The following is a 19,926-nucleotide window of genomic DNA, read 5'->3' as shown; positions in this document are numbered from 1 at the left end:
AGGTTCACTATGAGTGAGATCAAAATTATTAACGCCAAAAAAATCTACCACGATATCCCTGTTATTGAGAATTTGAACATTACAATTCCAAAAGGAAGTCTCTTTACCCTTCTTGGACCTTCAGGATGTGGAAAAACGACTCTTCTTCGTATGATTGCAGGTTTCAACAGTATCGAAGGTGGAGAATTTTACTTCGATGATACAAAAATAAATAATATGGAACCCAGCAAACGCAATATCGGGATGGTTTTCCAAAACTACGCTATTTTCCCGCATTTGACTGTCCGAGACAATGTTGCTTTTGGTCTTAAGCAAAAGAAGGTTCCAAAAGAAGAATTGATTCAACAAACCAACAAGTATCTTGAACTCATGCAAATTGCTCAATATGCGGATCGAAAGCCCGATAAACTCAGTGGTGGACAACAACAACGTGTCGCCTTGGCACGTGCCTTAGCTGTTAATCCAAGTGTTCTCCTCATGGACGAGCCGCTTAGTAACCTAGATGCCAAACTTCGCTTGGATATGCGTCAAGCCATTCGAGAAATCCAACACGAAGTGGGAATTACAACCGTTTATGTGACCCACGACCAAGAAGAAGCCATGGCTATTTCAGACCAAATTGCTGTTATGAAAGATGGGGTGATTCAACAAATCGGTCGGCCAAAAGAACTCTATCATAAACCAGCTAATGAGTTTGTGGCTACCTTTATCGGACGCACAAATATTATCCCTGCCACTCTTGAAAAACGGAGCGACGGCGCTTATATCGTCTTTTCAGATGGCTATGCTCTTCGAATGCCAGCTCTTGATCAGGCTGAGGAGCAAGCCATTCATGTAAGCATTCGTCCTGAAGAATTTATCAAAGATGAATCTGGAGATATTGAAGGAACTATTAGCGATAGCGTCTATCTTGGACTAAATACGGAGTATTTCATCGAAACAGGATTTGCCTCAAAAATTCAGGTTAGCGAAGAATCAACTTTTGAAGAAGATCTACAAAAAGGCGATCGTATTCGTCTACGAATCAATACTCAAAAATTAAACGTCTTTTCTGCAGATGGTTCACAAAACCTGATAAAAGGAGTCAACCATGGAACGTAAAAAACTAAATATTTGGACAGCCTCCTCTTTCTTCATCTTTCTTACCTATCTTGTCTTTCTGGTTTATCCTATCGTTACCGTGCTCAAGCAAGCACTCATACATGAGGGACAATTTTCACTAGCTAATTTTGTCACTTTCTTTAGTAAAGCCTACTACTCTGAGACACTTGTCAACAGTTTCAAGGTTTCCATTACCGCTACTGTCACTTCCTTAGTTGTAGGAACCCTATTAGCTTATCTCTTTTCCATGTATGACTTCAAGGGAAAGAAATTTCTACAAATATTGATTATCATTGCTTCCATGTCAGCTCCTTTCGTGGGAGCCTACTCCTGGATTCTCTTGCTGGGACGAAATGGGGTCATCACAAAATTCATAACAAATACTCTTCATCTTCCAGCTATTGATATTTATGGATTCAAAGGAATTGTACTTGTCTTTACACTGCAACTATTCCCACTGGTATTTCTATACGTTGCTGGGACAATGAAAAGTATTGACAATTCTCTACTTGAAGCTGCTGAAAGCATGGGTTCCTTCGGATTTAAGCGTATCGTAACGGTTGTTTTGCCTCTCCTAGTTCCAACCTTACTAGCAGCTGCCCTACTTGTATTTATGAGAGCATTCTCAGACTTTGGAACGCCTATGTTGATTGGTGAAGGATATCGGACTTTCCCGGTCTTGATTTATACCCAATTCATTAGCGAGGTTGGAGGAAATTCTGCTTTTGCATCTGCTTTAGCAATTATGGCGATTATCATTGCCTTAGCAATTTTCCTTATCCAAAAATACATTTCAAATCGCTACAGTTTCAGTATGAATTCGCTCCATCCAATTGAGCCTAAAAAAACTACAAAAGGAAAAATGGCTGCCATTTATGCGACAGTCTACGGAATTATCTTGTTCTCTGTTCTACCTCAAGTCTACTTGATTTATACTTCTTTCCTAAAAACATCAGGTATGGTATTTGTCAAAGGCTATTCTCTAAACAGTTACAAGGTAGCTTTCAATCGTATGGGATCTGCTATTTTCAATACTATTCGTATCCCTTTGATTGCCTTAGTTCTAGTTGTCCTATTCGCAACATTTATCTCCTACCTAGCCGTTAGAAAACGAAATGTGTTTACAAACTTAATTGACAGCCTCAGTATGGTACCTTATATTGTACCAGGAACCGTTCTAGGGATTGCCTTCATTTCTTCTTTCAATACCGGTCTATTTGGAAGTGGATTTCTTATGATTACAGGGACTGCTTTCATCTTAATTATGTCTCTATCTGTCAGAAGATTACCGTATACTATTCGCTCATCTGTTGCTAGCTTGCAACAAATAGCACCAAGTATTGAAGAAGCCGCTGAAAGTTTAGGAAGTAGCCGTCTCAATACCTTTGCCAAGATTACAACTCCAATGATGCTATCTGGTATTATTTCTGGAGCTATCCTATCTTGGGTCACAATGATTTCAGAGCTCTCTACCTCTATCCTCCTCTACAATGTCAAAACAAGAACAATGACTGTAGCTATTTATACAGAGGTTCTTAGAGGAAATTACGGTGTTGCGGCAGCCTTGTCAACTATCCTGACTATTCTAACAGTGAGTTCATTACTCTTATTTATGAAAATCTCTAAAAGCAATAGCATTACACTTTAGTTTCCCCCATCAAAAACAGCCGAAAGGATTACCCTCGGCTGTTTTTTCTTATCTTGATATTCCTATCAAATCCTCAGTTCCTAGCAAGCAAGTCCAGACTGATTAAATAGAGGCTTCCTCCATCTTCTCACGTCCTAGTTCTCGGTAACTACGGTCGCCGACAACTTCTACGCTAAACTGGCCGTCCTCATATTCAAGTATCGTCACGCTACCATTATCTAGACCATGCGGATGCATACCATTAATTAGATAAACAATGGTTCCAATAGTCATTCCGTGGCTGACAACGAGGGCATTGCCCCCACCCTGCTCTTCCATTTCTTTGGCAATCGCTTCAAAGCCTTCCTTAATTCGGCCACTGAGTTTTTCCCAGCCTTCAGCCCAACCAGCTGTATCGACCTCTACCAAACCCTCAGCCAGTTCAGCATAAGACAATTGGTGAACGTGGTCCACATTAAAGATACGAGGAATAATGCCCATGAAAAGATCACCATCATAAGCTCCGTCAAAACTACCGAAACACCATTCTCTGATACGCTTGTCCATGCGATAAGGGATTTTTCCCTGCAAGCCAAGTTCATCAAGGATAATTCCCATTGTCTGAATGGTGCGCCCAGAATCACTCGAATAAGCACGCTCAAACTGTAGACCAGATTCGCGCAAACCGATTCCTAATTCTTGAATCCCTCGTTCACCTTCAGCTGTTAAGGGAGTATCGCTCCAACCTTGCGCGCGACCAATCGTGTTAAACATAGTCTTGCCATGACGTACCAAATACAATCGTACTTTTACCATTTTCCGTCCTCCGTTTGCTTCTATTATATCATGGATGATAAAACAAAAGCCACCCAGACAGGCGACTTTTGCAGGAGATTATTATGAAAAAGTTTAGGAGTTCTATTAAATAAAGATATTAGATGAAAATCAAATTCAAACTAAATACTTGTTATCTGTTTCAAATAATATTAGGAGGTCTTTATTTAATGATTATAGTATACACAGCTAACCTTAAATAGAACTTAAAATTTCTCCTATTTTCTTAATTTTTAAAACTATGAATTGGTGCTGGAATTTGTCCACCGCGAGAGATGAAATCGACAGACGAAGCCCCATTGACCTTCATAACAGGTGCAGTACCTAATAGGCCACCAAACTCAATCATATCGCCTTCTTTTCCTTTTGGAATAATACGAACAGCCGTAGTTTTCATGTTAATGACACCAATTGCAGCTTCGTCTGCAATCATAGCCGCAATGGTTTCAGCAGGTGTATCCTCCGGAATGGCAATCATATCCAAACCAACAGAACAGATAGCCGTCATAGCTTCTAGTTTTTCCAGATTAAGAGAGCCATTTTGCACTGCAGCAATCATTCCTTCATCTTCTGAAACAGGGATAAAGGCACCAGACAAACCACCAACTTGGTTGCAGGCCATGACTCCGCCCTTCTTAACTTGGTCATTCAAGAGAGCCAAGGCAGCCGTCGTCCCATGCGTACCAACTGTTTCTAGCCCCATTTCTTCAAGGACACGTGCAACAGAATCTCCAACAGCAGGAGTTGGCGCCAAACTCAAGTCCACAATACCAAACTCCACACCGAGTCTCTCACTGGCCATTTGACCAACCAATTGACCGATACGAGTGATCTTGAAGGCAGTCTTCTTAACTGTTTCGGCTACTACATCAAAGCTCTGTCCACGAACTTTTTCCAAGGCACGTTTTACCACACCAGGACCAGAAACTCCGACATTGATGATAACATCTGCCTCCCCAACACCATGGAAGGCACCCGCCATAAATGGATTGTCCTCAACAGCATTAGCGAATACAACCAACTTGACCGCTCCCATATCTGATAGATTAGCCGTTTCCTTGATAACACGTCCCATATCTGCCACAGCCGTCATATTAATACCAGACTTGGTTGAGCCGATATTGATTGACGAGCAGACCTTGTCCGTTTCAGCCAAGGCGCGAGGAATAGAATTGATGAGAATCTCATCTCCCTTTTGATAACCCTTTTGTACCAAGGCAGAGAAGCCACCGATAAAGTCCACACCAATCTCTTTCGCAGCCTTATCAAGAGCTTTTGCCAGAACCACATAGTCTGTCGCATCTGTCGCAGCCCCAATCAAAGAGATAGGAGTCACCGATACACGCTTATTAACGATTGGAATCCCCAACTCAGCCGCAATTTCATCGCCAACAGCTACTAAATTAGCTGCCTTGCTCGTAATCTTTTGATAAATTTTCTCCGCAGCACGATTGATATCTGGATCAATACAGTCCAAAAGAGAAATCCCCATGGTAATGGTTCTGATATCGAAGTTTTGCTCCTCAATCATGGCAATGGTTTCAGTAACTTGTCTAATATCCATGTGCACCTCCTAGATATTATACATAGCGTCGAAAATCGCTGCACTCTGAATATTGATTTTCACATTCAAAGTTTGCCCAAAAGTTTCAAACTCATTTCGCAGATAAGTAAAATCCTGCTTTTCATCACTTGAGACGACAGCCATCATCGTAAAATATTCATCCAAAACAGTTTGAGAGATATCGTCAATATTCAATCCTAATTCTGCAATTTTGCCAGAAACACCTGCAACAATTCCAGATTTATCTTTACCAACAACAGTTATAATCGCTTTCATAAGCAAACTCCAATTCTTCTTTTAATAGGAAACCTGAACATTAAACAGGATTCTTTTCAATAGTATAGCATAATTCTAACTAAAATACTCAAAAACGCCTGCTTACGAAGTTGTTCTTAAGAAAAAAACAATTTCGTAAACAAGCGTCTACTATCCCAACTTATGATGAGTGTTCCCGCTAGGACCGAGATCCTAGCGGTAGACCAGAGCTAGACTAAGAGCACAAGACTCCATCATCATAACACTCAACAAAATTGATGATTTTATACTAATTCGATGATCGCCATTGGCGCTGCATCACCACGACGTGGTTCAGTTTTAAGGATACGAGTGTATCCACCGTTACGTTCAGCATAACGAGGTGCGATTTCTGAGAACAATTTTTGAAGTGCTGTAGTAGAAGTGTACTTATCAGTTGCTTCATCATAGTTTTCAGATGCGATTTCATTACGTACGAAAGCAGCTGCTTGACGACGTGCATGCAAATCACCACGTTTACCTAGAGTAATCATTTTTTCAACAGTTTTACGGATTTCTTTAGCACGAGCTTCAGTTGTCACGATTGATTCGTTGATCAAAAGGTCAGTTGTCAAATCGCGAAGCATTGCTTTACGTTGTGAGCTAGTGCGTCCTAGTTTACGGTAAGCCATGTATTCCTCCTTTATTTATCTTTTAATCCAAGACCCAAATCAATGAGTTTGAGTTTCACTTCTTCCAAACTCTTGCGTCCAAGATTTCGTACTTTCATCATCTCTGCTTCAGATTTTTCTGTCAAATCATGCACAGTATTGATACCGGCACGTTTCAAACAGTTGTATGAACGCACAGACAAGTCCAGTTCCTCAATCGTACGATCCAAAATACGGTCGTCAGATTCAGTATCAGCTTCTTTCATCACTTCAGTTGACTTAGCAATCTCAGTAAGATTTGTAAACAAATCAAGATGTTCTGTCAAAATACGTGCTGAAAGCCCTAAAGCATCTTCTGGAATAATTGTTCCATTTGTCAAGATTTCAAGGGTTAATTTGTCAAATCCATCATTGCTACCTACACGAGCAGGTTCCACTTGATAGTTGACTTTGGTAACTGGTGTATAAATAGAATCTACAGCAAGTGTCCCAACTGGTGCATTATCTTTTTTATTTTCATCAGCAGGTACATATCCACGACCACTGTTAACAGTCATAGTCGCTTTTAGAGAAGAACCTTCACCGATTGTAAAGAGATAATGATCTGGATTTACAATTTCAATATCGCTATCTGTCAAAATGTCACCAGCTGTTACTTCAGCAGGACCTTCAACATCTAGTTCGATGATTTTTTCGTCTTCAACGTACGATTTCACTGCAATTCCTTTAATGTTCAGAATGATTTGCATCACGTCTTCACGAACACCTGGAACTGTGTCAAACTCATGTAACACACCATCAATGTTGATAGATGTCACAGCTGCTCCTGGTAGAGAAGCTAGAAGTACACGACGAAGAGAGTTACCAAGAGTTGTACCGTAGCCACGTTCAAGTGGTTCGATTACAAACTTGCCATAATCTTTATTTTCATCAATTTTTGTTATATTTGGTTTTTCAAACTCGATCATTTAGTTACTCCCTCTTAAACGAAAAGCAGTGTAATGCGATGATTATACACGGCGACGTTTTGGAGGACGAGCACCATTGTGTGGCACTGGAGTCACATCACGAATTGCTGTTACTTCAAGACCAGCGGCAGCAAGCGCACGAATAGCTGACTCACGACCAGAACCTGGACCTTTTACAGTAACTTCAACTGATTTAAGACCGTGTTCTTGTGCAGATTTAGCAGCAGCTTCAGAAGCCATTTGAGCAGCGAATGGTGTAGATTTACGAGAACCTTTGAAACCAAGAGCACCAGCTGATGACCAAGCAATTGCATTACCATGCACATCAGTAATCATAACAATAGTGTTATTAAATGTAGCGTGAATATGAGCAATACCAGATTCGATATTCTTTTTCACACGACGTTTACGTGTTGGTTTAGCCAAGACTTTTACCTCCTATATTATTTTTTCTTACCAGCAATCGCAACAGCTTTACCTTTACGAGTGCGAGCGTTGTTTTTAGTGTTTTGTCCACGGACAGGAAGTCCACGACGGTGACGGATACCACGGTATGAACCGATTTCCATCAAACGTTTGATGTTCAAGTTTACTTCACGACGAAGGTCACCTTCAACTTTGATTGCATCCACTTCACGACGGATAGCATCTTCTTGATCTGATGTAAGATCACGTACACGAACATCTTCTGAGATTCCAGCAGCAGCCAAAATTTTCTTAGATGTTGCAAGTCCGATACCATAAACATAAGTCAATGAGATTACTACGCGTTTGTCATTTGGAATGTCAACTCCAGCAATACGAGCCATGTTTTCTCCTTTCTATCTTATCCTTGACGTTGTTTGTGTTTTGGATTTGCTGGGCAAATTACCATAACACGACCATTACGACGAATAACTTTACAGTATTCGCAAATTGGTTTGACCGATGGTCTTACTTTCATTTCTTATCCCTCCAAGTTTTTCGATTATTTAAAGCGGTAAGTGATACGTCCACGTGTCAAGTCATATGGACTCATTTCGACAGTAACACGATCTCCCGCTAAAATACGAATATAGTTTTTACGAATTTTACCAGAAACTGTTGCTAAAATCTGATGTCCATTTTCAAGTTCAACCGTAAACATTGCATTCGGCATTGTATCAACTACTTTGCCTTCAACTTCAATCACATCGTCTTTTGCCACGCAAAAGCACCTCCATAAATTTCGATTCGATGCCTCTAGACACAGAGACAACAATTATAAGTCAGACTATCTCAGTATAACATTTGTAGCGGATTTTTGCAAGTGTGAAAAACGCTTTATTTCAAATTTGTCAATACTTTTTCGATATCTGAGAAGACATCATTGATATCTTGATTACCTTCGATGTCATGAACCAAACCTTTGGCACGGTAGTGAGCAATGATTGGTTCCCCTTGAGCAATATTTACATCCAAACGACGTTTGACTGTCTCAGGCTTATCATCTTCACGTTGGTAGTAATCTTCTTCTTTATAGTCAACTGGTGGGTTAAAGACCTTGTGGAAAGTTTCTCCAGTTACGCGGTGGATGATACGACCACTCAAACGTTCCAAGAGGCTATCTGGATTTACTTCAATGTTGATGACCCCTTCTAGTTCAATGCCAAGTTCAGCCAATGTTTTGTCCAAGGCATGAGCTTGTTCAATTGTTCGTGGGTAACCATCCAACAAGAATCCTGTTTCTTTAATATCATCTTGTGAAAGACGTTCTTTTACGATTCCATTTGTAACTTCATCAGGAACCAATTCACCCTTGTCAATGTATGACTTAGCAAGAACACCCATTTCAGTTTGATTTGCCATTGCAGCACGGAATATATCACCTGTTGAGATATGTGCAACATGGAATTGTTCTACAATTTTTGCTGCTTGAGTTCCCTTACCTGCACCAGGTAAGCCCATAATCAAAAGATTCATGATTTGATCTCCTTATTTTATTTTTAAATAGAAGCAAAAAGTCTTTTCACCCCTATTTAAAAACAAAATAGAAGAGGGGAGACCAAACTCTCACAAATGTTAGAGTTAAACCTCCACTCCCTCAGCATTTACTGACTCAGTAAATACTTTTATTCTGTTCTGTCCATGAAACCAACATACTTACGTTTCAATAGGTAACCTTCCAATTGTTTGATTCCTTCAATACCTGTAGAGATAATGATCAAAAGACTAGTTCCTCCAAAAGCAACTGCTTCTGAAAGTCCGAAAACATCTTTTGCTACGATCGGTAAAATCGAAATCACACCAAGGAAGAGAGAACCAACCGTTGCAAGACGACGAAGAAGTTTAGACATATATTCTTCTGTACCTTTACCAGGACGAACACCGTGGATATAGGCACCGCTCTTTTGTAGGTTCTCTGCCGCTTTTTCAGGATTAATCTGTACAAACGTATAGAAGAATGTAAAGAGAATAATCAATAAAGCATACATGGCAATACCAGTTGGTGAAGTTGTTGCCAGCATTTCTTGTGCTGTTCTTACCCAAGCCCAATCATGACCTGTAGCGCTCAAAAACTGAAGAATAGCCGCAGGCGCTGCAGTAATCGAACTGGCAAAGATAACAGGGATAACTCCAGCAGGGTTTACCTTCAAAGGTAGGTAAGAGCTAGATGGAGCACCTTGTGCAACCTTAGTATATTGGATTGGAATTTTGTATTCTGCTTGTTGAACATAAGTTGTAAAATAAATGATCAACAATACAGTAATAATCAAAATAATTACGAAAATGATAGATGAGTTGATACGGCTACTTGGGACGTTCACAAAGTAGTCCACATAGATGCCCTGAATCATCTCTGGAATTGATGCAACAATCCCGGCAAAGATAATCATAGAAACACCATTTCCGTATCCCTTATCTGTAATTTGCTCTCCCAACCAAGTCACAATCATACTACCAGCTGTTAAGATGATACCAATCATGATAAAGACTTGTGGAGTAAGAGCTGTTTTCAACAATTGAGCTCCAGCCAAAGTATTAAAACCAGCTGTAATCCCGATAGATTGCACAAAGGCTAGAACAAGAGCAATATAACGAGTAGCTTGATTTAATTTTCTTCGACCTACTTCCCCTTGTTTACCCCACTCTACAAACTTGGGTAAAATATCCATTTGCAAGAGTTGGACAACGATAGAAGCCGTAATGTAGGGACTAACACCAAGAGCAAAAACTGAGAAGTTTTTCATGGCATTCCCTGAGACCAAGCTCAACATGTTTAAGAAGGATAATCCACTTAAAGCATTCAAGCTATTGGCATTCACACCAGGAACTGTAATGCTAGTTCCGATACGAAAGACCAAAACGATAAAAATTGTAAATAAAATTTTTGATCGAACTTGCTTGACTTTAAGAGCTTCTCTTAATAATTTAAAAAACATAGGTCACCTCTCTTAGATGACTTCTACTGAACCACCTTTAGCAGTGATAGCTTCTTCAGCTGATTTAGAGAATTTAGCTGCTTTCACAGTCAATTTCTTAGTCAACTCACCGTTACCAAGAATTTTAATACCTGATTTTTCAGCTTTAACAATTCCTGCTTCGATAAGAACAACTGGAGTAACTTCAGCACCATCTTCAAAGACGTTCAATTGGTCAAGGTTCACAATTGCGTATTCTTTAGCGTTGATGTTAGTGAATCCACGTTTTGGAAGACGACGGAACAATGGAGTTTGTCCACCTTCAAAACCAAGGCGAACTCCGCCACCGCTACGAGCTTTTTGACCTTTTTGACCACGACCAGATGTTTTACCGTTACCTGATGAAGTACCACGACCAACGCGGTTACGTACTTTACGAGAACCTTCTGCAGGTTTCAATTCATGAAGTTTCATTTTTATTTTCTCCTCTTTTGTAAAATGCTAGCGCCGATAAAGGAGAAAAGGTTGTCTCCCCCATCAACTCGCCTATACGACGCCATCATAGATGACTATATCTAGTTTTAGGGGATGGTATAGTGCACATCCCCTAAAAATTCATTAGTTTACTTCTTCAACTGTTACTAAGTGAGATACTGCAGTGATCATACCACGGATAGCAGCGTTATCTTCTTTAATAACAGAGCTGTTCAATTTGCCAAGTCCAAGTGCTACAACAGTTTTACGTTGTGATGGAATGCGTCCGATTGGAGACTTAGTCAAAGTAATTTTAATTTGAGCCATTTTATCCCCTTTCTTATGCCAAATCAGAAACTGAAATACCACGAAGGGCAGCAACTTCTTCAGCGCGTTTCAATTGTTTCAAACCTTCAACAGTTGCACGAACAATGTTGATTGGAGTGTTAGAACCAAGTGATTTAGATGTAATATCTGCCACACCTGCCAATTCCACAACGGCACGAACTGCACCACCAGCGGCAACTCCAGAACCTTCTACAGCAGGTTTCAACAATACTTTAGCTCCACCGAATTCTGAAAGAACTTCGTGTGGGATTGTTGTTCCAACCATAGGAACTTCGATCAAGTTTTTCTTAGCATCATCTACTGCTTTACGGATTGCTTCTGGAACTTCTTGAGCTTTACCAGTACCAAATCCTACGCGACCGTTGTGGTCACCAACAACAACAAGAGCTGCGAAACGAAGACGACGTCCACCTTTAACAACTTTTGTAACACGGTTGACAGCAACTACGCGTTCTTCTAATTCAACTGCATTGTCTTTAAATGCCATTTTCTAGTGTCCTCCTATTAGAATTTCAATCCGTTTTCACGAGCTGCATCAGCCAAAGCTTTCACACGTCCGTGATATAGATATCCACCGCGGTCGAACACCACTTCTGAAATACCTTTAGCGTTTGCACGTTCTGCAACGAGTTTACCGACAGCAACGGCTTGTTCAGTTTTAGTTCCTTTTGAAACTTCTTTGTCAAGAGTTGAAGCACTTGCGAGCGTTACACCCGCTACGTCATCAATCACTTGAGCGTAGATGCCTGTATTAGAACGGAATACGTTCAAACGTGGGCGATCAGCAGTTCCAGAGAGTTTTCCGCGAACGCGACGGTGGCGTTTTTGGCGGAGTTTGTTTTTATCTGGTTTTGAAATCACAGTTTTCACCTCTTTAGTTTTAAATCGTGTGCTATGCACAAAGTTGGAAAATAGGTTGGTGGTTGAGAATCAACCACTCAACATTATTTACCTGTTTTACCTTCTTTACGGCGAACGAATTCACCAACGTAACGGATACCTTTACCTTTATATGGTTCTGGTGAACGAAGGCTACGTACGTAAGCAGCTGTTTGACCAACTACTTCTTTTGAAATTCCGCTAACAACGATTGTTGTTGGGTTTGGAAGTTCAAAAGTAATTCCTTCTGGAGCTTCAACTTCGTCTGGATGAGATTTACCAACAGCCAAAACAAGTTTAGATCCTTGAAGTTGTGCACGGTAACCAACCCCGCGCATTTCAAGTTCTTTCTTGAATCCTTCTGATACACCAACAACCATGTTGTTCAAAAGGGCACGAGTAGTTCCGTGGATAGTTTTCATTTCTTTTGAATCGTTTGGACGGTGAAGAGTTACTTCAGTACCTTCCACACGGATTTCAATATCTTTTGAGAACTCACGAGTAAGTTCTCCTTTAGGTCCTTTTACAGTTACAACGTTGTCATTGTTAGTGATTTCAACACCAGCAGGCAACACGATAACTTTATTACCAATACGTGACATGTTTATTTTCTCCTGTTAGATTGTCAGGCCAGAACGGCCAGTTTTCACGGGGTTAAATCGATTTCTCGATTTAAAGGAACATTTAGGTTTCAATTTCAAAGTGAATCTAGGCATCGTCTCGCAGGCATAACTTTGGGTTAGGCAAGAGACGATAACGAAGAGTCACAAAGAAATTGGGAGCTAAATATTACCAAACGTAAGCGATAACCTCACCACCAACATTCTTTTGGCGTGCTTCTTTATCAGTAAGCAAACCTTCAGAAGTTGAAAGGATAGCAATTCCAAGTCCGTTAAGAACTTTTGGAAGGTCTTCACGTTTTTTGTAGACACGAAGTCCTGGTTTAGAAACACGTTTCAAGTTAGTGATAACTTTTTCACCGTTTGGTCCGTATTTAAGGAATACACGGATGATGCCTTGTTTGTCATCTTCGATGATTTCAACGTTTTTTACAAAACCTTCGCGTTTAAGGATTTCAGCAATCCCTTTTTTGATGTTTGATGCAGGTACTTCAAGTACTTCGTGTTTAGCTTGGTTAGCGTTACGAATACGAGTTAGGAAGTCTGCGATTGGGTCAGTCATAACCATTTTGTTTTTCTCCTCTTACTAGTAGTTTGCAAGTTGCACTTGCTAGTTAATACATGATACAAAGAGCGTAACAGCAAGAGCAAAAATAGGCAAGTTGACGCAGGAGCGATGCTCCAAAGAAAATTGGTCTTTTTTGCCAAAGCTGTAGCTCGTGTTCAAATTGGCAAGCCCAACTGAACCCGGGCTAAACTCTGTGTGAAAAAGATAAACTTTCCTAGAAACTTCAGTTTCTTCGTCAAGTTTCCTATTTTCACTTAGAGTTTTGACGCCCTTGATATCTTAAATTACCAAGATGCTTTTGTTACACCAGGAATTTGTCCTTTGTAAGCTAATTCACGGAAGCAAACACGGCAAAGTTTAAATTTGCGGTAAACTGAATGTGGACGACCACATTTTTCACAACGAGTATAAGCTTGAGTAGAGAACTTCGCTGGACGTTTGTTCTTAGCAATCATTGATTTTTTAGCCATTAGATTTACCTCCTATATTATTTTGCAAAAGGCATTCCAAGGCCTGTAAGCAATGCACGTGACTCTTCGTCAGTATTAGCAGTTGTTACGATAACGATGTCAAGACCACGAGTTTTGTCAACGTCATCGAAGTTGATTTCTGGGAAGATCAATTGTTCTTTCACACCAAGTGTGTAGTTTCCGCGTCCATCAAATGATTTTGTTGGAACACCGTGGAAGTCACGTACACGTGGAAGTGAAACTGAAACCAATTTATCCAAGAATTCGTACATACGTTCACCACGAAGGGTAACTTTTGCACCGATCGCAACACCTTCACGAAGACGGAAGCCGGCGATTGATTTTTTAGCTTTAGTGATAAGTGGTTTTTGACCTGAGATAAGTGCCAATTCTTCAGCAGCTTTTTCAAGGCTTTTAGCGTTTGATACAGCTTCACCAACACCCATGTTCAAAACGATCTTATCTACTTTAGGCACAGCCATCACTGATGAGTAGTTGAATTGTTCTGTCAAAGCAGGAACTACTTCATTAAGATATTTTTCTTTTAAACGATTTGCCATTATACTTCTCCTTTCCTTCGTGATTAATCAAGCACTTCGCCTGATTTTTTGTTGTAGCGAACTTTTTTACCGTCTACAAATTTGTAACCAACACGACCAGCTACACCATTTTTGTCCAAAACTTGAACGTTTGATACGTGGATAGCTGCTTCTTTCTCGATGATACCACCTTGAGGAAGATCGTTAGTTGGACGTTGGTGTTTCTTAACGATGTTAACACCTTCAACGATAACTTTGTTTACTTTTGGAAGGGCAGTAAGGACAACAGCTTCTGTTCCCTTATCTTTACCAGCGATTACGCGAACTTTGTCGCCTTTTTTTACAAACATTAGGTTTCTCCTTGATTTTTCTTACGCCCATAAGGGCACCCTGGAGGTAAATCCAGGGGACTAGTTTGTTTCTAAAAATTAAAGTACTTCTGGAGCAAGTGACACGATCTTCATGAAGCCACCTTCACGCAATTCACGTGCAACTGGGCCAAAGATACGTGTTCCGCGAGGAGTTTTGTCTTCACGGATGATAACTGCTGCGTTTTCGTCAAATTTGATGTATGAACCATCAGCACGACGAGCACCTGATTTAGTACGAACGATAACTGCTTTAACAACGTCACCTTTTTTAACCGCACCACCAGGAGTAGCTTGTTTTACAGATGCCACGATAACATCACCGATGTTTGCAAATTTACGTCCTGAACCACCAAGAACTTTGATAGTCAAGATTTCGCGAGCACCGCTGTTGTCTGCGACTTTCAAACGAGTTTCTGTTTGAATCATTTCAGTTTTCTCCTTTCAGGTTTGATTAGATGATTACCGCTTCTTCAACAACTTCTACAAGACGGAAACGTTTTGTAGCTGAAAGCGGGCGAGTTTCCATGATGCGTACGATATCGCCTTCTTTGGCAACATTGTTTTCATCATGAGCTTTGTATTTTTTAGAGTAGTTAATACGTTTACCATAGACTGGGTGGTTACGTTTTGTTTCAACTACAACTGTGATTGTCTTGTCCATTTTGTCAGATACAACACGTCCAACAAGAACTTTACGATTATTGCGTTCCATTGAAATTTCTCCTTCCCTAGTCTATTATTTCGCTTCAGATTGAACTGTTTTGATACGAGCGATTTGTTTTTTAACTTCTTTCAAGCGAGCTGTTTGTTCTAATTGACCAGTAGCAGCTTGGAAACGAAGTTCAAACAATTCTTTTTTCAATTCGTTTTCGCGCTTCGCGAGTTCTTCTTGAGAAAGACCACGAAGTTCTTTAACAAATTCTTTTACTTCATTAAGTTTCATGCCTTCTCCTTATTCTGCTTCACGTTTTACGAATTTACATTTAACTGGCAATTTGTGGCTAGCAAGACGAAGTGCTTCGCGAGCGATCTCTTCAGATACACCAGCGATTTCGAACATCACTTTACCACGTTTAACCGGTGCTACCCAACCTTCAGGTGCCCCTTTACCAGATCCCATACGCACACCGATAGCTTTAGCAGTGTATGATTTGTGTGGGAAGATTTTAATCCAAACTTTACCACCACGTTTCATGTAACGAGTCATGGCGATACGAGCAGCTTCGATTTGGCGGTTAGTGATCCAGTGGCTAGTTGTAGCTTGAAGACCGTATTCACCGAATGCTACTTCTTTTCCACCTTTTGCTTCACCGCGCATTTTTCCACGGAATTCACGACGGTGTTTAACACGTTTAGGTACTAACATTGGTTATTTACCTCCTTTAGTGTTTTTGCGAGCTGGAAGAACTTCACCACGGTAGATCCATACTTTAACACCAAGTTTACCGTATGTAGTATCTGCTTCTTCCCAAGCGTAATCGATATCTGCACGAAGTGTGTGAAGTGGAACAGTTCCTTCAGAGTATCCTTCAGCACGGGCGATATCTGCACCGTTCAAACGACCTGATACTTGAGTTTTGATTCCTTTAGCTCCAGCACGCATTGCACGTTGGATTGCTTGTTTTTGTGCACGACGGAAAGCAACACGTTGCTCCAATTGACGAGCAATACCTTCACCTACAAGGTGAGCATCCAAATCAGGTTGTTTGATTTCGATGATGTTGATGTGTACTTGTTTTCCAGTCAATTTGTTAAGTTTTGCACGGAGTGCATCAACGTTAGCACCACCTTTACCGATAACCATACCTGGTTTAGCAGTGTGAAGTGAAACGTTAACTTTGTTTACTGCGCGTTCGATTTCGATAGTTGAAACTGCTGCGTCAGCAAGTTCTTTTTGAACGAATTTACGGATTGCAAGATCTTCATGAAGGTAATCCGCGTATTCTTTTTCAGCATACCATTTGGCATCCCAATCACGGATGATGCCGACACGCATACCAATTGGATGTACTTTTTGACCCACGATTTTACCTCCTTATTTTTCTGCAACAGCTACAGTGATGTGAGCTGTACGTTTGTTGATTGGTGAAGCTGAACCTTTCGCACGTGGACGGAAACGTTTCATAGTTGGTCCCTCGTTTGCGAATGCTTCAGATACTACCAAGTTAGCTTTATCCAAACCAAAGTTGTTTTCAGCGTTAGCTACAGCTGAGTTCAAAACTTTCAAGATGATTTCAGCAGCTTTGTTTGGAGTGAATGTCAAGATTGCGATTGCATCGGCTACGCTTTTACCACGGATGTTATCAAGAACAAGACGTGATTTACGAGGTGAAACACGTACTGTACGAGCCATTGCTTTAGCTGAAGTAATTTCTGCCATTTATGTTCTCCTTATTTTCTACGTGTTTTCTTGTCGTCTGCAGCATGACCTTTGTAAGTACGAGTTGGTGCAAATTCACCAAGTTTGTGACCTACCATGTCTTCTTGGATGTAAACAGGTACGTGTTTACGTCCGTCATAAACTGCAATAGTGTAACCAATGAAACTTGGGAAGATCGTTGAACGACGTGACCAAGTTTTAATAACTTTTTTCTTTTCGTCGTTAGCTTGAGCTTCAACTTTTTTCATCAAATGCTCATCGACGAAAGGTCCTTTTTTAAGACTGCGTCCCATTTTTATATTTTCTCCTTTAAATGTTGTACCACAGCGGCTTGCGCTCACATAGAGCGCTACCGAGCTGGCGGATTTACTAGTTACTTAAGCGACTAGTTTAATATTATTTCTCGTTGCGACGACGAACGATAAGTTTGTCAGATTTCGCTTTCTTGTTACGAGTTTTAAGACCAAGAGCAGGTTTGCCCCATGGAGTAGATGGTGCTTTACGACCAACTGGTGCTTTACCTTCACCACCACCGTGTGGGTGATCGTTAGGGTTCATTACAGAACCACGAACTGTTGGGCGGATACCTTTCCAACGGCTACGTCCTGCTTTACCAAGATTTACAAGTCCATGTTGTTCGTTTCCGACAACACCAACTGTAGCACGGCAAGTTCCAAGAATCATACGAACTTCACCTGATTGAAGACGAACAAGAACGTATTTACCTTCAGAACCCAATACTTGAGCAGATGCTCCAGCAGCACGTACCAATTCACCACCACGACCTGGTTTCAACTCGATGTTGTGGATCAAAGTACCAACTGGGATGTTAGCAAGTGGAAGAGCATTTCCGACTTTGATATCTGCTTCTAGACCTGAAACGATACGTTGACCTACTTCAAGACCTTTTGGAGCGATGATGTATGCTTTCACACCGTCAGTGTAGTGTACAAGAGCGATGTTTGCAGAACGGTTTGGATCGTACTCGATTGTTTTAACAACTGCTTCAACGTTGTCTTTGTTACGTTTGAAGTCAACCAAACGGTAGAAACGTTTGTGTCCACCACCTTGGTGACGAACTGTGATACGACCGTTGTTGTTACGACCAGCCTTGCTCTTCAATGCAACAAGCAATGATTTTTCAGGAGTGCTTGTTGTGATTTCAGCGAAATCCAAAGAAGTCATATTACGGCGACCGTTTGTTGTTGGTTTATAAACACGAATTCCCACGATATTTCCTCCTTAGATTATTCAGCTTCAGCAGCAAACAACTCGATTGCTTTAGAATCAGCTGTAAGTGTGATGATAGCTTTTTTAGTTTTGTTAGTAAAACCAGTGTAACGTCCAACACGTTTAGCTTTTGGTTTTACGTTGATTGTGTTAACGTTGGCAACTTTAACACCTTCGAAAGCAGCTTCAACAGCTTGCTTGATCAAAAGTTTGTGTGCACGAGTGTCAACTTCAAATACATATTTTCCTGCTTCAAGTTGAGCCATTGAGCTTTCAGTGATTACAGGTTTTTTGATAACATCATACAAATTCATTATGCAAGAACCTCCTCGATTTTAGAGATAGCTGCTTGAGTAACAAGAAGTTTGTCACTATTTGCGATGTCAAGAACACTTGCAGTTGTAGCAGTCGCAACTTTCACGTTTGGAAGGTTACGAGCTGAGAGAGCTGCGAATTCGTTTCCTTCTTCAAGAATAACAAGGACTTTAGAATCGATGCTCAAAGCTGCAAGAACTTTTGCAAATTCAGCAGTTTTTGGAGCTGTAAATTCAAGAGAATCAACGGCTACAAATTTATTTTCAGCAACTTTTTCTGAGTAAACAGATTTAAGTGCAAGGCGACGAACTTTTTGAGGAAGTTTGTACGCATAGCTACGTGGAGTTGGTCCGAAGACGATTCCACCACCACGCCATTGTGGAGAGCGGATAGAACCTTGACGAGCACGTCCAGTTCCTTTTTGACGCCATGGTTTGCGTCCGCCACCTGAAACAGCTGAGCGGTTTTTAACTGCGTGAGTTCCTTGACGAAGGCTAGCACGTTGGCTGATGATCACATCAAACACAACAGATTGGTTTGGTTCGATACCAAAGATTGCATCGTTAAGAACAACTTCGCCAGCTTGTTTACCAGTTTGGTCGAATAATGTTACATTTGCCATTTTGACTGTATTCCCCTTTCCTTATTATTTACCAGCTTTAACTGCTGACTTGATAGTGATAAGAGATTTCTTAGCACCTGGTACGTTACCTTTGATAAGGATAACGTTCTTTTCTGGAACAACTTGTACAACTTCAAGGTTTTGAATTGTTACGCGGTCACCACCCATACGTCCTGCAAGGTTTTTACCTTTGAATACGCGGTTAGGTGCAACAGGTCCCATTGAACCTGGACGACGGTGGTAACGAGAACCGTGAGCCATTGGTCCACGTGATTGTCCGTGGCGCTTGATAACACCTTGGAAACCTTTACCTTTAGAAGTACCAGTTACGTCAACAACGTCTCCAGCTGCGAATGTTTCAACTGTAATTTCAGTACCAACTTCCAAGCCTTCAACGTTTTTGAATTCACGAATGAAGCGCTTAGGAGCCGTGTTAGCTTTCGCTACATGTCCTTTAGCAGGTTTGTTGCTCAATACTTCGCGTTTGTCATCGAAACCAACTTGGATAGCGTTGTATCCGTCTGTTTCAACAGTTTTAACTTGAAGAACAACGTTTGGAGTTGCTTCAATAACTGTTACAGGGATCAATTCGCCAGCTTCAGTGAAGATTTGAGTCATTCCCACTTTTTTCCCTAAGATTCCTTTTGTCATGAGAAAATAGTTCCTTTTCTATATTTTTTATTCAAAAAGTTTTTAACGAGCGTTTTTTATGCTCAAGGTATCAAGCTTTA

At 40.7% G+C, this 19,926-nt stretch carries 33 protein-coding genes; 2 read left to right on the top strand and 31 right to left on the bottom strand.

Translation table 11 applies throughout. The annotated features are described in order from the left end of the window. The first annotated feature begins 9 nt into the window (after positions 1 to 9). Both MK480_RS02770 and MK480_RS02765 read left to right on the top strand, forming a co-directional pair. A complete protein-coding gene (locus tag MK480_RS02770; RefSeq protein WP_173225171.1) occupies positions 10 to 1,101 on the top strand; it encodes an ABC transporter ATP-binding protein in 1,092 nt (363 codons plus the stop codon). Next, positions 1,091 to 2,749 (top strand): ABC transporter permease, encoded by a 1,659-nt coding sequence (locus MK480_RS02765; protein ID WP_045612359.1) that lies wholly within the window; start codon positions 1,091 to 1,093, stop codon positions 2,747 to 2,749. The genes MK480_RS02770 and MK480_RS02765 overlap by 11 nt, the downstream gene beginning before the upstream one ends. 102 nt (positions 2,750 to 2,851) lie before the next feature. On the opposite strand, the gene MK480_RS02760 is transcribed toward MK480_RS02765, so the two are convergent. The 31 genes from MK480_RS02760 to rplC all read right to left on the bottom strand — a co-directional run bounded on the left by MK480_RS02760 (position 2,852) and on the right by rplC (position 19,846). Beyond that, the gene (locus tag MK480_RS02760) at positions 2,852 to 3,544 is read right to left on the bottom strand and encodes a histidine phosphatase family protein (RefSeq protein ID WP_000241548.1); all 693 of its coding nucleotides are present in this window, start codon (positions 3,542 to 3,544) and stop codon (positions 2,852 to 2,854) included. 244 nt (positions 3,545 to 3,788) lie between these two features. Then, positions 3,789 to 5,126, bottom strand: a complete 1,338-nt coding sequence (locus MK480_RS02755; protein WP_045612361.1) for a PFL family protein — start codon at positions 5,124 to 5,126, stop codon at positions 3,789 to 3,791. A gap of 9 nt (positions 5,127 to 5,135) precedes the next feature. Beyond that, entirely contained in the window at positions 5,136 to 5,402 is a 267-nt protein-coding gene (locus tag MK480_RS02750; RefSeq protein ID WP_045612362.1) for an ACT domain-containing protein, read from the bottom strand. A 263-nt stretch (positions 5,403 to 5,665) separates the two neighbouring features. Then, a complete protein-coding gene (rplQ, locus tag MK480_RS02745; protein ID WP_000331493.1) occupies positions 5,666 to 6,052 on the bottom strand; it encodes a 50S ribosomal protein L17 in 387 nt (128 codons plus the stop codon). 11 nt (positions 6,053 to 6,063) lie between these two features. After that, entirely contained in the window at positions 6,064 to 6,999 is a 936-nt protein-coding gene (locus MK480_RS02740) for a DNA-directed RNA polymerase subunit alpha (RefSeq protein ID WP_000568988.1), read from the bottom strand. Positions 7,000 to 7,041: 42 nt separating this feature from the next. Beyond that, complete coding sequence (rpsK, locus tag MK480_RS02735; protein WP_001118385.1) at positions 7,042 to 7,425, bottom strand: 30S ribosomal protein S11; 384 nt, start codon at positions 7,423 to 7,425, stop codon at positions 7,042 to 7,044. Between the two features lie 17 nt (positions 7,426 to 7,442). Continuing rightward, on the bottom strand, positions 7,443 to 7,808 hold the full coding sequence (gene rpsM, locus MK480_RS02730) for a 30S ribosomal protein S13 (RefSeq protein ID WP_000090781.1): 366 nt from the start codon (positions 7,806 to 7,808) through the stop codon (positions 7,443 to 7,445). A 17-nt stretch (positions 7,809 to 7,825) separates the two neighbouring features. Beyond that, a complete protein-coding gene (gene rpmJ, locus MK480_RS02725; RefSeq protein WP_001808836.1) occupies positions 7,826 to 7,942 on the bottom strand; it encodes a 50S ribosomal protein L36 in 117 nt (38 codons plus the stop codon). Between the two features lie 24 nt (positions 7,943 to 7,966). Next, complete coding sequence (gene infA / locus MK480_RS02720) at positions 7,967 to 8,185, bottom strand: translation initiation factor IF-1 (protein WP_001029883.1); 219 nt, start codon at positions 8,183 to 8,185, stop codon at positions 7,967 to 7,969. Between the two features lie 116 nt (positions 8,186 to 8,301). After that, positions 8,302 to 8,940: an adenylate kinase gene (locus tag MK480_RS02715; RefSeq protein WP_261011304.1), complete on the bottom strand. Its 639-nt coding sequence runs from the start codon at positions 8,938 to 8,940 to the stop codon at positions 8,302 to 8,304. Positions 8,941 to 9,089: 149 nt separating this feature from the next. Continuing rightward, positions 9,090 to 10,400: a preprotein translocase subunit SecY gene (gene secY, locus MK480_RS02710; protein ID WP_000465403.1), complete on the bottom strand. Its 1,311-nt coding sequence runs from the start codon at positions 10,398 to 10,400 to the stop codon at positions 9,090 to 9,092. 12 nt (positions 10,401 to 10,412) lie between these two features. Further along, positions 10,413 to 10,853 carry a 50S ribosomal protein L15 gene (gene rplO / locus MK480_RS02705; RefSeq protein ID WP_000766087.1) on the bottom strand — a complete coding sequence of 147 codons (441 nt, stop codon included), beginning with the start codon at positions 10,851 to 10,853 and terminating at the stop codon, positions 10,413 to 10,415. Between the two features lie 144 nt (positions 10,854 to 10,997). Continuing rightward, complete coding sequence (gene rpmD / locus MK480_RS02700) at positions 10,998 to 11,180, bottom strand: 50S ribosomal protein L30 (protein WP_000057241.1); 183 nt, start codon at positions 11,178 to 11,180, stop codon at positions 10,998 to 11,000. A gap of 13 nt (positions 11,181 to 11,193) precedes the next feature. Next, positions 11,194 to 11,688, bottom strand: coding sequence for a 30S ribosomal protein S5 (rpsE, locus tag MK480_RS02695; RefSeq protein WP_000874202.1), 495 nt, complete (start codon positions 11,686 to 11,688; stop codon positions 11,194 to 11,196). A gap of 17 nt (positions 11,689 to 11,705) precedes the next feature. Then, a complete protein-coding gene (rplR, locus tag MK480_RS02690) occupies positions 11,706 to 12,062 on the bottom strand; it encodes a 50S ribosomal protein L18 (RefSeq protein WP_000624044.1) in 357 nt (118 codons plus the stop codon). Positions 12,063 to 12,145: 83 nt separating this feature from the next. After that, on the bottom strand, positions 12,146 to 12,682 hold the full coding sequence (gene rplF / locus MK480_RS02685) for a 50S ribosomal protein L6 (protein ID WP_000086626.1): 537 nt from the start codon (positions 12,680 to 12,682) through the stop codon (positions 12,146 to 12,148). A 187-nt stretch (positions 12,683 to 12,869) separates the two neighbouring features. After that, positions 12,870 to 13,268, bottom strand: coding sequence for a 30S ribosomal protein S8 (gene rpsH / locus MK480_RS02680; protein ID WP_000245504.1), 399 nt, complete (start codon positions 13,266 to 13,268; stop codon positions 12,870 to 12,872). 284 nt (positions 13,269 to 13,552) lie between these two features. Continuing rightward, a complete protein-coding gene (locus MK480_RS02675; protein WP_001085697.1) occupies positions 13,553 to 13,738 on the bottom strand; it encodes a type Z 30S ribosomal protein S14 in 186 nt (61 codons plus the stop codon). A gap of 17 nt (positions 13,739 to 13,755) precedes the next feature. Further along, positions 13,756 to 14,298, bottom strand: coding sequence for a 50S ribosomal protein L5 (gene rplE / locus MK480_RS02670; protein ID WP_000013542.1), 543 nt, complete (start codon positions 14,296 to 14,298; stop codon positions 13,756 to 13,758). A gap of 23 nt (positions 14,299 to 14,321) precedes the next feature. Then, positions 14,322 to 14,627, bottom strand: coding sequence for a 50S ribosomal protein L24 (rplX, locus tag MK480_RS02665; RefSeq protein WP_000497690.1), 306 nt, complete (start codon positions 14,625 to 14,627; stop codon positions 14,322 to 14,324). Positions 14,628 to 14,705: 78 nt separating this feature from the next. Continuing rightward, positions 14,706 to 15,074, bottom strand: coding sequence for a 50S ribosomal protein L14 (rplN, locus tag MK480_RS02660; protein WP_000616545.1), 369 nt, complete (start codon positions 15,072 to 15,074; stop codon positions 14,706 to 14,708). A gap of 25 nt (positions 15,075 to 15,099) precedes the next feature. After that, entirely contained in the window at positions 15,100 to 15,360 is a 261-nt protein-coding gene (gene rpsQ, locus MK480_RS02655) for a 30S ribosomal protein S17 (RefSeq protein ID WP_000440801.1), read from the bottom strand. A 24-nt stretch (positions 15,361 to 15,384) separates the two neighbouring features. After that, complete coding sequence (gene rpmC / locus MK480_RS02650; protein WP_000772918.1) at positions 15,385 to 15,591, bottom strand: 50S ribosomal protein L29; 207 nt, start codon at positions 15,589 to 15,591, stop codon at positions 15,385 to 15,387. Positions 15,592 to 15,600: 9 nt separating this feature from the next. Beyond that, positions 15,601 to 16,014, bottom strand: a complete 414-nt coding sequence (gene rplP, locus MK480_RS02645) for a 50S ribosomal protein L16 (protein ID WP_000960946.1) — start codon at positions 16,012 to 16,014, stop codon at positions 15,601 to 15,603. A gap of 3 nt (positions 16,015 to 16,017) precedes the next feature. Beyond that, a complete protein-coding gene (gene rpsC, locus MK480_RS02640) occupies positions 16,018 to 16,671 on the bottom strand; it encodes a 30S ribosomal protein S3 (RefSeq protein WP_000529936.1) in 654 nt (217 codons plus the stop codon). A gap of 12 nt (positions 16,672 to 16,683) precedes the next feature. After that, positions 16,684 to 17,028 carry a 50S ribosomal protein L22 gene (gene rplV / locus MK480_RS02635; protein WP_000818137.1) on the bottom strand — a complete coding sequence of 115 codons (345 nt, stop codon included), beginning with the start codon at positions 17,026 to 17,028 and terminating at the stop codon, positions 16,684 to 16,686. Between the two features lie 11 nt (positions 17,029 to 17,039). Then, positions 17,040 to 17,321: a 30S ribosomal protein S19 gene (gene rpsS, locus MK480_RS02630; RefSeq protein WP_000533766.1), complete on the bottom strand. Its 282-nt coding sequence runs from the start codon at positions 17,319 to 17,321 to the stop codon at positions 17,040 to 17,042. Between the two features lie 103 nt (positions 17,322 to 17,424). Beyond that, positions 17,425 to 18,258: a 50S ribosomal protein L2 gene (gene rplB, locus MK480_RS02625; RefSeq protein WP_049543958.1), complete on the bottom strand. Its 834-nt coding sequence runs from the start codon at positions 18,256 to 18,258 to the stop codon at positions 17,425 to 17,427. Between the two features lie 17 nt (positions 18,259 to 18,275). Next, entirely contained in the window at positions 18,276 to 18,572 is a 297-nt protein-coding gene (locus MK480_RS02620) for a 50S ribosomal protein L23 (protein ID WP_001055347.1), read from the bottom strand. Continuing rightward, the gene (gene rplD / locus MK480_RS02615; RefSeq protein ID WP_000024549.1) at positions 18,572 to 19,195 is read right to left on the bottom strand and encodes a 50S ribosomal protein L4; all 624 of its coding nucleotides are present in this window, start codon (positions 19,193 to 19,195) and stop codon (positions 18,572 to 18,574) included. Before rplD ends, MK480_RS02620 begins: the two co-directional genes overlap by 1 nt. A 24-nt stretch (positions 19,196 to 19,219) precedes the next feature. Further along, the gene (gene rplC / locus MK480_RS02610) at positions 19,220 to 19,846 is read right to left on the bottom strand and encodes a 50S ribosomal protein L3 (protein WP_000160200.1); all 627 of its coding nucleotides are present in this window, start codon (positions 19,844 to 19,846) and stop codon (positions 19,220 to 19,222) included. Positions 19,847 to 19,926 lie beyond the last annotated feature (80 nt).

The sequence above is a fragment of the Streptococcus mitis genome (assembly GCF_026782895.1).
In the GTDB taxonomy this organism is placed as follows: domain Bacteria; phylum Bacillota; class Bacilli; order Lactobacillales; family Streptococcaceae; genus Streptococcus; species Streptococcus mitis_CB.
The sequence above is the reverse complement of the archived record's forward strand: the minus strand, read 5'-3'. Positions and strand labels throughout refer to the sequence as shown.